Genomic DNA, 11,133 nt, shown 5'->3' on the forward strand with positions numbered 1-11,133 from the left:
TGATAGAATGTTGGTAACATTTATTTTTGGGATAGGAAGCGAGTGTCACAATTCTGCTGCCTATCCTTTTTTACCACCAATGGCTTCAATCTTTACCTCATCTGGGTTTCAGGCTAGTTGTCACCCCCCCAGAATGAATTTAACTCCAAATAAACGTCGCTTTTATCAACAGGGTACACGGGCTTCAACCCTGATGCAGTCTACTTTGTAGATATCTTTGTCACCCCTCCAGGGTATAGTAGCTAGTTTCAATCAAAATGATATCATCGTTAATTGGGCAAATAAACAACCGCTAGCAAAACCTGTAATTTGCCTAGGTGATGGACATGATGGAGTGTGGAATATATTTAAGGAAATCAGTTGTGAACAGGACAGAAGAGAAATTCTCGATTGGTACCATCTGAATCAAAATCTTCAGAAAGTAGGTGGTTCAATGAAGCGACTTAAGCAAGCAGAAGCATATTTGTGGAAAGGGAATGTAGAGAATGCAGCAGCTCTATTTACAAAGCTCAAGAAAACATCAGCAGTGAATTTTTGCAAATACTTAGAAAAGCACAAACAAAGGATTATCAACTATGAAGTTTGCTCAAGGGATGGCATCTGTTCAATTGGTTGGCTGAGCGGTAGAATCAGGGATTAAGCAAATAGCCAGACGAATTAAAATATCAGGAGCTAGTTGGAAATCAGAACATGTGGGACAAGTATTAGCTCATCGTTGTGCTTACTTGAATGGCTTAATTGGAAATCAGAGACAAGCTGCATCAGTATAATTACTCACTGTAAAAGTGACATGCTCCCAACCGCATTAGTGTGATCGTTAATTGAGGTGGTAGTGGTATTTCGTAAAGGACAGAGTAAAATACTCTATTTTGGAAGTCAGACTGGGTAAGACTCCTCGAAAGGTCGATTATTCTTCATCCTTTACGAAAAGACACTACCATTGAGGTAAGTCCAAAAATCTTTGCAATTTGCGGCGGCGACTTTCGGTAGTAATTGGGTAGGGAAATACTCGGGCCAGCCTCTCTAATTTCACTTGTTTCTCTGATTGTATCAAGGAGAGTAAGATTGTGAGTAAAATAAACTGAGCTGATGTCAGTTGTTTTTGTAAGTGGGTCTGATAGAATGTTGGTAACATTAATTTTTGAGATAGGCTAGCTTGTAAGAATTGGGCTGCCTATCTTTTTTTAGCACAAGTGGGTTAAATCTTTACGCTCTCTGGGTTTGGGGGGGGTTATCACCCCCCCAGGTCTCCTGCCATAGCCAATCCCACCCAGTTTGTGCAAGCTCTGTTTGAAAACCGCAGCAGATCGCGACTCATTAAACGCGCCATTTGTAAATCAGCCCAGTTCTCGCCTCTGGCAACGACCAAAGTGGAACGGGCTGGATATCTCATTTACTGCATTATTAATCAACCAGAGGTACTTCCTGGCTTGCTCAAACTAACAATCAACTATCCTTATTCCTACAAGTCAATGAAAGAGCGAGCTTAGAAGTATTTAGCGTCACCTGCTAGCATTCATGAACGCGACCGCATTGCCGTTGTCTTTTATTAATTTCATAAAATAGTGCTACAATTAGTAGGTATGGGTTTTGTGAGCTAGTCCCCAAATATAAGAAAGAAAAATGTCAGGAGTTGTTCGGATTGAAATTCGGGAAACAATAGAAGAGCTGACGACTCTTATGAGAAAAGAGAAAGATGTTTTGCGCCACGAAAAACTACAAGTTCTGTATTCGCTTAAAACCAAAACGGTAGACAGCATATTGTCTGCTGCTGTGCGGTTAGGAAAACATCGTACCACAATACAAAGATGGTTGTCTAGTTATAGAAAAGGGGGAATAGAAGAATTATTATTGCAGAAACCACCTTCGGTTCGACCTTGAATAATGAATCCTGAAACTGTAGAGAGATTATCAAAGGAATTACAAGATCCCGAAGGATTCAGTAGCTACAAAGAAGTACATCAATGGTTGACAAGCTGTTGTGAAGTAAAAGTGTCATATCGGACAGTACATCAGTGGGCTAGGTATCGGCTAAAAGGAAAATTAAAGGTGCCACGTCCCGTGAGCGAAAAACAGAAAAAAGGTGCAGTAGCAGAATTTAAAAAAAACTGCCATCCTTAGTAAAAGCCAGCCTGAGTCAAAGTGAGGGATTTTTAAAGCAGTGGCATAAAATTCGCTATTGGAGCCAAGACGAAAGTCGAATGGGGCTACACACAATTTCATTGAAGGAAATTAACTGGAAAAGGCATTAAGCCTCACGGAGCAGTGCAATGGGACTTTATATATCTGTGGTTGTATGGAATAGTAGAGCCTCAAACAGGAGAGGGATTCTTTTATGAATTTACCCATCTAGAGGAGCCGTGTGTTTTGAAAAATTTTTAGAGCTATTTGCCGCTACTTATCCCGATGATTTGCATATCATCCAACTAGACAATGGAGGGTTTCATAGTTCATTGAATCTAAATCTACCAGAAAATGTAATTTTATTGTTTCAGCCGGCTTATAGTCCGGAAGTGAATCCAATAGAAAGGCTATGGGGGTAGATCAAGGAACAATTGAAATGGTTAAGATTTGATGGCATAGAATAATTGAGAGAAGCGGTGCAAAAAGAGTTGAAAAAGCTAACTAACGAAGTGATTGCTTCTTTGACAGGATATCCATTCATATTAGAGGGGCTATCTGTAGCAGAAATTTAGGAAATTGGTATTATAGCTCTCATTTCTGGGTGATTGAGTTGACTAAACTTAAAAAACAAGCTTGAAACTGTTGTGGTTCTAGTCTGGCAAAGACTCGGCTAAATGTCTCATGACAAGGCATCCCATCCGGGATTTCTAGAAAGCATTTTAGCAATTCATATTTGGCTTTTCCATAGATTTCTATTCCAACCCATCCCTCCGCACTGCTGATGACAGCTAGAATCGCAATCGCGATAATATCTTTCAATAAGTGTTCTTTACTTTTTTATATTACTGGGTAGTTTAAATTTGCAAAATGTTCTCAAAAATACGCATTTAAAATACAGCGTATCCCAGGTTTATGAGGTACACTAATATTTAGTGTAGAAATAGTCCCAATGAAATCTTACTTAATCGAGTTCCGAGAAAAAATAGTGAAGGCTTACTTTCAAGGTAACACCTCAATCAGAAAAGTTGCGGCTAGATTTAGTGTAGCTAAAAGCTTTGTACAAAAACTACTATCTATTCATAAATGTCAAGGTAGTTTAGAACCCAAAAAACCAGGTGGGGCAATGAAGGGGGCATTGTATGGAACGGAAGTTCAACTACAGGCAATGGTTGAACGATATCCAGATGCAACATTATTAGAATATTGTGAATATTGGGGAGAAAATCATCATCAATGGGTCAGTAAAAGTGCAATGTGTCGGGCATTACAAAAACAAAAACTCACAGTAAAAAAAAACATCACGCAGTGACCAAGGGAAAACAGAAAGAGTCCGAAACTTGAGAATTTAGCATTGGCAGAAAGTTAAGCAAATCGAACCAAAAAATTTAGTTTTTATCGATGAAATGGGCGTTTTACTGGGGTTAACACGAACTCATGCCCGAAGCTATTATGGAAGTAGGGTCTATGATTTTAAACCATTTTATCGAGGCTCAAAGGTGACAGTAATTGGGGCAATTAGCTTAAAAAAGGTGTGAGCTGTAATGACATTGGATGGTTCAATGAATGGCAAAGCATTCCAAGTCTTTGTCGAAAAGTGTTTACTACCACAACTATGGGAGGGTGCGGTAGTTGTGATGGATAATGTCCCCGCCCATAAAGTGAAAGAAATCGAACCTTTAATTCAATCTGTTGGGGCAAGCGTTCTTTACCAATCACCTCCCGAATCCTGACTTTAATCCCATTGAACATTGGTGGTCACAATTAAAAGCTTTTTTACGTCAGTTTTCTCCCACTACTCCAAAAATGGTTGATGTTCTAATTGCCACCGCACTCGATTTGATGAATCCCAAACATTTAAAAAACTGGTTTACACACTGTTGTTACTGTACCTCATAAACCTGGGATACGCTGTATTTATTGAAGGCATGGAATCTGTTTGTTATTGTGGGAAAATTACAGCTTTGCTAAGACCTATTGCCATCGATAACACCCATAAACTACAACAAACTATATTGAGTTTTAGTCGGATTTAGCTGTAGCATATGTTTGGTTAAAGTTAAGATGCCTTTACCCTGTCTCTACACTTGATAAACCTGGAATACGCTGTATTAGTTATGAGAGATAGAGTATCGAGGTATGTATTCACAGGCTCTGCCTGGAAACAAGAGTAAAATAGTATGAATTTGCTAAGAAGCCGATCGCACTAAAATGACTGTACAGTCGCACCCCCGCGCCACAGATTCCGGAATGTTCCCGTGAATCACCTGCTTCAGCAGCCCTTCACGGCTAGCTCCCAGGACGATCGCATCGCACTGATCGTTCTGAGCCAAATCAATTAAAGCATCAGAAACCGATTTAGCGCACACCGAAGTCGCTATTATCGAACAGCTAACCCTGCGCTTGATAAACTCCGCTGCTTGCTTTAATTCCCCCCTATCGGGTTCTGCAACAGAGGGCTGGTGAACTTGACACAATTTAATCTCCGGTACAGCACTCGCAGCCACCAAAGCAGGTAGCAGCCGCAAAGCTGCAGCTTGCTTGTAACCGCCCCGAATAGGAACCAACCAGCGGTGCAAACCCATCAGGGTGTGCAGTCCCAATTCTGGCCCTGGAATGTCTGAATTCGGCGGGTAAAGTTCAGTCTCTGGAGTCGCTGATGAATCTGAGGATCTCGCCAATTTGGGATGATCTGCGCCCTCAACTCTTTCGGGATTTAAGTCGCATTCTATAGACGCATATTTCCCCCCGTTAAGAGCGGCGGAAAACTCATTTTTCTTGCGGTTGGCTAATATTTTTTCGCTCCATTTAACCAAAATAACCTCGCAGCCGGCTTGCCGAATTACGGTATCTACCACATCACCAAAAATACGTCCAGTGGTGGATGTTTCGCCTTGCCATCCCATCAAAATTAAATCGATATGTCGCTCCTTGATTGTCTCTAAAATCGCGTGAGGTACGTCATGAGCTACCCGTATTTGGGTGTGTACAGGCAAGTTCCAATTGCGAATAATTCGTTCGGCTTGTTGCAGCAGGCGGCGGCTTTTTGTTGTCCGCACTGTGGTTTCTGAGGGGGAACTGTTGCGCGGTACTAAGATGATTTGCAGGCATTCTAATTCGTAATTACGATCGCGCGCGATCGCGGCCGCCAGCCGCAGCAAAGCGGGTGCTGTTTGAGGGTTGGAAAGCGGCACTAATAAGCGGCCGTTTCCCACTTGCGGAGCTCTGGTTTGATACACAACATAGGAAGGTTCTGGATGCGGGCCCTGGGTTGTTTCTCCGCTGAGGCGATCGGATTCAACTCGGATAATGTCGCTGCGGGTAATAATTCCCACCAAACGCCGACCTTCTACGACTGGTAAGCGGCTGATATTGTAGTTGTTAAGCCTGTACAATACCTCGCTTAAAGTATCGCTTGCTTTGACTGCGATCGGTTGTACAGTCATAAATTCTTTGAGCAGAGACTTGCCGGACAAATTGCACTCGCTGGCTTTTGCCAAATCGGTTTGACTGACAATTCCGACTAATTTGCCATCTTCAACGACTGGAAATCCTCGGTGGTGCGATCGCGAAAATGCCTGGATCACTTCCTCGAAAGTCAGCAAACTCGAAAGAGTTTCAACTCGGCGCTGCATCACGTCATCTGCGTACAAGTCGCTCAAAGTATTGCTTGCAGCTTTTGCCTTTGTCAGTTGAATACCGTTAAACTCCAAAAGGTGAGTGTACAGCGAGCCACTTTCTACCTTTTCGGCGACTAAATAAGCAACTACAGAACAGATCATCAAAGGCAGCACTAATTTGAAATCCGCCGTAATTTCAAACACAATTACTACCGCAGTAATCGGTGCTCTAGTAACCGCGCAAAAAAATGCTCCCATTCCCGCCAAAGCGTAAGTTACCGGCAAACCTACGCCCAGGAAATCTGCCTGCACAATGCCCACCATGTGACCGAGTGCAGAACCCATAACTAGGGAAGGAGAAAACAATCCTCCTGGAGCTCCAGAAGCGGCGGAAATAATTGTCAGGAAAAAGTGAGCTATAAAAGCAATTAAACTCGTTATTCCGCTTGCTTCTCCGGTCAGCAGAAACTCTCGCAAACCCGTATTGTTGCGGAACGTTTCTGGGAGAAAAGCTATTACTGAACCGCAGATAATACCAGCTAGAGCCACTCGCGCAGGCAAAGCTAATTTGAGCGTTCGCCTGTTAAATTGCAAGCTAGCAATAATTCCTTTGCTGAACAAAGCTCCCAGAAATCCCGCTAAAACTCCTAACAGTATGTAGAACGGAATTTCCTGAGCTTCAAAACTGCTTGGGTACTCGCGAAGGTTCAAATTTAAACTATCGCCACCCAAAAGCTGCGAGACAACTGCACCGATAAATGAAGCGATAATTGCAGTCCCTAAAGTCAATCCCGAAACGTCATACAACAGTTCTTCAACTACAAACAAAACTCCTGCAATCGGAGCATTGAAACCCGCAGCCAATCCCGCAGCAGCACCGCAAGCAATCAATTGTCGGCGGTAGTCTGGGGAAGTAGGCATCAAGTGACCTATCCAGCCGGCCAAAGATGCTCCTATTTGGACAGTTGGGCCTTGCCTGCCTAAAGTTAAACCGGAACCAACGGCTAAAATAGTGGTCAGAAGTTTGGCGACAGCTACTCGCAAATCTAAGGCAAGATTGACGCCGCCCAGAGCAGCTTTGACGTGAGGAATGCCACTACCTGCAGTTTCGGGAGCAAAACGCTCCACCAAGAAACCTGTCAGCAACCCGCCAAATAAACCGACAGCCGGAAGCAAGATCCAAGCTGGAATTAATGTCGAGGTAGCAACTCGCCAACTGCCGAGCCATCCGACTCCTGATTTGAGCAAAACGCCAGCCAGTCCTGAAACTAACCCGATCAGACAAGCTTCAAAAATAGCGAGGCGTTTCGGCCGTAAAAAAAGTTGAGATTTGATGACCCTGGAAGGTTCCCTAAGTTGTTTAGGGATAGTTATATACGGCATAAATAGCGTAGATGGCCTGATAATTGTCTGCTCGATCGCACTTTAGCGAAAAATCGTTCGACTTGGCAAAATATAACTAATTTTTAACCGGAGGTGTACCAAAATTAACGCAGATGAATTTTACTAATCTGCGTTACTCTGCGGTTGTTTACCCTATCATTTCCAACAATGTTTTTAAATTCGGCACTTCCAAGTCTGGCTGACCGCTGGCCGGCAGTGTCGCCCCAAATCCTGCTTTGTCGTGTCTGCGATTTACCCAAACCGTTGAGATTCCCATGGATGCGGCTGGTACAATGTCATGATAGATGCTCTGAGCAACGTGCAGGAGTTTGTCAGTAGAAATTCCCATTGTTTCTAGGGCTATTTCAAAGTTGCGAGTTGACGGTTTGTACGATCGCACTTGTTCCGCAGTAATCAACCAGTCGAATTCAACTTTTAAGTGTTTGGCTGTCTCAGCAAACAAGTCATCGTCAATATTGGAAATTACTGCCAGTTTGTATTTCTGCTTGAGTGCTTCCAAGGCTGCAACGGTATCGGGAAATGGTTGCCAATTTTTGACCGAATCAACCAAACAGTTTATGTCTGTTTCTGTCGGTGCAAAATTGAAGTTTTTACCGAATTTTTCAACTATTTTTTGCAAAATATCCCGATATTTTATATAAGAATTACTCGGGTTTTCTAGTTCTGATTCAACCGCAGCAAAAAGCTCTAAAATGCCGTCATCGCTGAAATCAATTTCCCGCTTTGACAGCACTTGTTTCAAGGCGGGCAATATCCCTCTTTCCCAATCTATCAGAGTACCGTAGCAGTCAAAACTCACAACTTCAAATTGATTGAATTCCAGCATACTTCGCTCCTAGTTTAGGGTTGATATTCAGCAAAAATTTCAATTTTTCCAACTATATTGCGATTAAATTCGCTCAATTCTTCTGCGGGAATCCAATATTCTTGGTGACTAGAACTGCCCACAGTTTGTACGGGATATTTTTCCAATAATTCTGCCGCCACTCGAAAGCAGGTAACATAGCCAAAATATCCCGATGCTGCATCTTTTGTATTCCAATCTCGCGCGATTTGTATGGCATAGGCTTTTTGAAGCACGGGATAAAAAGTAGGCTGAAAAGATAAGCGCGGCGGAAATTCCATAAAATCGCTTTCTTTAATCAGTTCCATTTCTTTTTTTCCGACTGCTCGGAACAGCGTTACTGTTTCTTGGTCTGATATATTAATATTTTTAAACCAAGCCTTCCAACCGCTCCAATTGTGGACTATTTTAGCCAATTCAGCGTAACCGGCGGCGCCGGGATGGGAGCCATCGTTTTCGGTAAGTTCTTTTTGCCAAATTTCCGATTTTTGCAGCGGGGTGCAAACATCTAGATAAGGCACGTTTAACTCGCTGCAAACTTGAGAAAACTGTTCGGATAAGTTGGCAATCCGGCTTGTGCGATCGGTATCGATAACTGGCGGTGGTCCTACCATTAATACTGGAAATATTTCTTTAGCTGACGTGAGAATAGCTCGGGCCTTTTCAATTGATTTCTCAACTTCTATGCGATTTTTTTCTTTTTCTAGGTGAGTGTCATTGACGCCAAAGGAAAATACGATTCGGCCGTCGCTGTAGTGAGGTAAGCGGCAAGAAACTTCGCTGAACCAGCGAGTTTCTATATCGGCACTGGTTTCTCCCCTTATTCCTAAATTGTAGTAGGTAATATCGTGTCCTTGTCCGCAAGCGGCAGCGCAAATCCGTCCTGTCCAACCGAGACATTTTGGATCGCAAGTACCGTTTACAAAAGAATCGCCGATAAAACAAATACGCATATTATGTGTGGGAATTGGGAATTGGGAATCGGTCACTGTTGACTGTTAACTGATGATTACTAACAACTAACAACTGCCAACAGCCTTTAATTCTTGCCGATGACGGACAATCCCTCTACAATTAGAGAGGGTGTGTGGCAAGAACCGTTCCACTCGGAGTCTCCTCCCAATTCTACCAATTGTTTGAGGACGCTGTAAACGTTGCCGGCTACCATTGTGTCTTTGATTCTGCCGACTATTTGACCTTTTTTGACTCGGTAGCCGAGATCGACGTTAATTGAAAAATCGCCGGAAATTCCGGCACTGCCGCCAAGCATTTGATCGACTACAATTCCGTCGTCTAATTGAGCGATTAAATCGATTAGCGAAAGCGAACCTGGTTTAATCAAAACGTTGAACAAACTCGGTGTCGGATAGCTGCCTAAACCCGGGCGAAATCCGTTGCCGGTGGTGCCGCTACCCAAGGCTCGACCGGTGGTGCGATCGGTATAAAATAGCTGCAACACTCCGCTGTTGATAAACACGATCGCCCGAGTGGGAGTACCTTCGTCGTCAAAAGGACAGCTATAGGGCCCGATATCCGGCTGCTGCGAGAGGGTGACAAGCGGCGATGTCACTTGTTGGCCTAATCGATCGTTCCAAGGCGAAGCGCCTTCGAGTACCTGTTTGCCGTTCAACGCCGCACATACAGTGCCCCACAGCAAGTCGGCTGCTTTGGCTGTAAATAGGACCGGCACGCGGCCCGTGGGAGGGGCTACATTGTCTTTCGCCCATTCCAAACGTTGCAAAACCCGCTTGGCGCTGGTATTTAAGTCGAGGGTACCGCGTTCGGTTTCACCTTCCCAAATGTTGAGGAAATCTTCGCCCCGCACTAATTCTGCTGATAAGTAACCGCTGAGGGTAGTGTCGGTGTGACTCGAATCCAAGCCTTTGGTGTTCACCAAGCGGGTGCTCTCGATTTCGCAGTCGAGTTCGGCGGTGCAGAGGCTTTCTGGATAGGATTCGCGGACGATCGCGATCGCCTCTTTGCCCCAGTTTACTAGCTGTTCGGCCGACACTGACACTCCGAGATCGGGATAAACAACTTTCTCACTGGTGCCGAGTTCGATGGTTTCCGGTTCGTTAAGTTGCGAAAGCGCGATCGCCCTGTCCACCAAAATTTGTAGTTCCACAGGCCCGTAAGCCACCGCCAAACCCGGTCGCCCATCCCGCCACAGCCGCAGTGCAATGCCTTCTGCTTGGGCGGTTTCTAGCTGTTTGAGGCGGTTTGCTTCAAAAAAGACCGGCCGTGAGAGCGATTGCGATTCCAATACCTCAGCAGCTTCTGCACCTGCTTTGGTGGCTAGTTCTAACAGTTGTTCTGCTGATTGCTGATTGGTCATTGTTCTCGGTGGTTGGTAATGGGCGATCGGTAATACCATTTTCGATTTTCGATTTTCGATTTTCGATTTTCGATTAAAGAATTGGCAAGGACTTACTAGATATGGGTTTGGAGTAGGGCCTACATTTAGATTCTTTGGGGAAACTGGTAGAATGCGCGATCACAATATTGTACGCATTTGTGATTGTTTGCATCTTGCCAACCGCTTAGCGTCGATTTTAGCTTTTAGATTTTAGGTTTTAGATTTACTCAACAGGTGAATCTGGGAACCTGAACTAGAATCTAAAATCTTGATATCTCCACGACAGGAGTACGTGGGACGGTATCTGTTTTTGGCTGCAGTCAGAAACCGGCTTTTTTGCTGCGGTTCAGATCTAAAAGCCGAGATTTTTCCTGAAAAAACCCGGTTGCTTAAATCTGATTGAGAATGCTGCCCGATATCAGTTATTGCCAAGCGATCAACTAAATAGTTAGTTCGTGCAGCAGCCAAAATCCTGCAAAAGATTCCGATTCGGGATTCGACTGAATTGCTAAGAAATGTACTTTTTTTGCTTGCTTTTTAGCGGCTTCAAATCCTTTCGCTTCTCTCTCAGTTACTGCGTCTCTGAGATTAGCTAAAATCCAGCGATCGTTAGCTCCCGTATCTAATACCAGCCTAGCAGGTGGGCCACTCTCAAATTTCAGAAAAGCCAACTCCAACCCCGACATCCAACCTGCCAAAGCTGTTGCTCTTGACGAGTAGATAATTAGTCCCGGAATTTGCGTTTCTGGGGCGAGGCGTGTCATCGGCAGGCCGAAAGCTTCGCCAAA

12 protein-coding genes and 1 pseudogene are annotated in these 11,133 nt (G+C 44.0%); 7 read left to right on the forward strand and 6 right to left on the reverse strand.

All coding sequences use genetic code 11. The annotated features are described in order from the left end of the window. The 5 genes from QUA38_RS23860 to QUA38_RS29495 form a co-directional block, all read left to right on the forward strand. The coding region (locus tag QUA38_RS23860) for a hypothetical protein (protein ID WP_333166270.1) at positions 1-211 on the forward strand (211 nt) is incomplete at its 5' end. Between the two features lie 6 nt (positions 212-217). Next, a complete protein-coding gene (locus QUA38_RS23865) occupies positions 218-640 on the forward strand; it encodes a hypothetical protein (RefSeq protein WP_333166272.1) in 423 nt (140 codons plus the stop codon). A gap of 983 nt (positions 641-1,623) precedes the next feature. Further along, the gene (locus QUA38_RS23870; protein WP_333166274.1) at positions 1,624-1,881 is read left to right on the forward strand and encodes a helix-turn-helix domain-containing protein; all 258 of its coding nucleotides are present in this window, start codon (positions 1,624-1,626) and stop codon (positions 1,879-1,881) included. Between the two features lie 3 nt (positions 1,882-1,884). After that, positions 1,885-2,121 carry a hypothetical protein gene (locus QUA38_RS23875; protein WP_333166278.1) on the forward strand — a complete coding sequence of 79 codons (237 nt, stop codon included), beginning with the start codon at positions 1,885-1,887 and terminating at the stop codon, positions 2,119-2,121. Positions 2,122-2,360: 239 nt separating this feature from the next. Then, complete coding sequence (locus tag QUA38_RS29495; RefSeq protein ID WP_445305096.1) at positions 2,361-2,543, forward strand: transposase; 183 nt, start codon at positions 2,361-2,363, stop codon at positions 2,541-2,543. A 172-nt stretch (positions 2,544-2,715) separates the two neighbouring features. Here QUA38_RS29495 and QUA38_RS23880 read toward each other — a convergent pair. Then, a pseudogene (locus QUA38_RS23880) lies at positions 2,716-2,946 on the reverse strand (transposase family protein); the annotation flags it as partial. Positions 2,947-3,073: 127 nt separating this feature from the next. Here QUA38_RS23880 and QUA38_RS23885 point away from each other — a divergent pair. Together QUA38_RS23885 and QUA38_RS29500 are read left to right on the forward strand one after the other, a co-directional pair. Continuing rightward, positions 3,074-3,433, forward strand: coding sequence for a transposase (locus QUA38_RS23885; RefSeq protein ID WP_333166281.1), 360 nt, complete (start codon positions 3,074-3,076; stop codon positions 3,431-3,433). A 250-nt stretch (positions 3,434-3,683) separates the two neighbouring features. Then, positions 3,684-3,854: a transposase gene (locus tag QUA38_RS29500; RefSeq protein WP_445305097.1), complete on the forward strand. Its 171-nt coding sequence runs from the start codon at positions 3,684-3,686 to the stop codon at positions 3,852-3,854. A 456-nt stretch (positions 3,855-4,310) separates the two neighbouring features. On the opposite strand, the gene QUA38_RS23890 is transcribed toward QUA38_RS29500, so the two are convergent. The 5 genes from QUA38_RS23890 to QUA38_RS23910 form a co-directional block, all read right to left on the reverse strand. Further along, positions 4,311-7,124, reverse strand: a complete 2,814-nt coding sequence (locus QUA38_RS23890) for a chloride channel protein (protein WP_333166283.1) — start codon at positions 7,122-7,124, stop codon at positions 4,311-4,313. Between the two features lie 148 nt (positions 7,125-7,272). Beyond that, the gene (locus QUA38_RS23895; protein WP_333166286.1) at positions 7,273-7,971 is read right to left on the reverse strand and encodes a haloacid dehalogenase type II; all 699 of its coding nucleotides are present in this window, start codon (positions 7,969-7,971) and stop codon (positions 7,273-7,275) included. Positions 7,972-7,985: 14 nt separating this feature from the next. Further along, positions 7,986-8,942: a GDSL-type esterase/lipase family protein gene (locus QUA38_RS23900; RefSeq protein WP_333166289.1), complete on the reverse strand. Its 957-nt coding sequence runs from the start codon at positions 8,940-8,942 to the stop codon at positions 7,986-7,988. A gap of 86 nt (positions 8,943-9,028) precedes the next feature. Further along, positions 9,029-10,324: a TldD/PmbA family protein gene (locus QUA38_RS23905; protein ID WP_333166293.1), complete on the reverse strand. Its 1,296-nt coding sequence runs from the start codon at positions 10,322-10,324 to the stop codon at positions 9,029-9,031. A gap of 461 nt (positions 10,325-10,785) precedes the next feature. Next, a partial coding sequence (locus tag QUA38_RS23910; protein WP_333166290.1) for a Tab2 family RNA-binding protein occupies positions 10,786-11,133 on the reverse strand: 348 nt, incomplete at its 5' end.

It is taken from the genome of Microcoleus sp. Pol12B4 (genome assembly GCF_036701385.1).
GTDB lineage: Bacteria > Cyanobacteriota > Cyanobacteriia > Cyanobacteriales > Microcoleaceae > Microcoleus.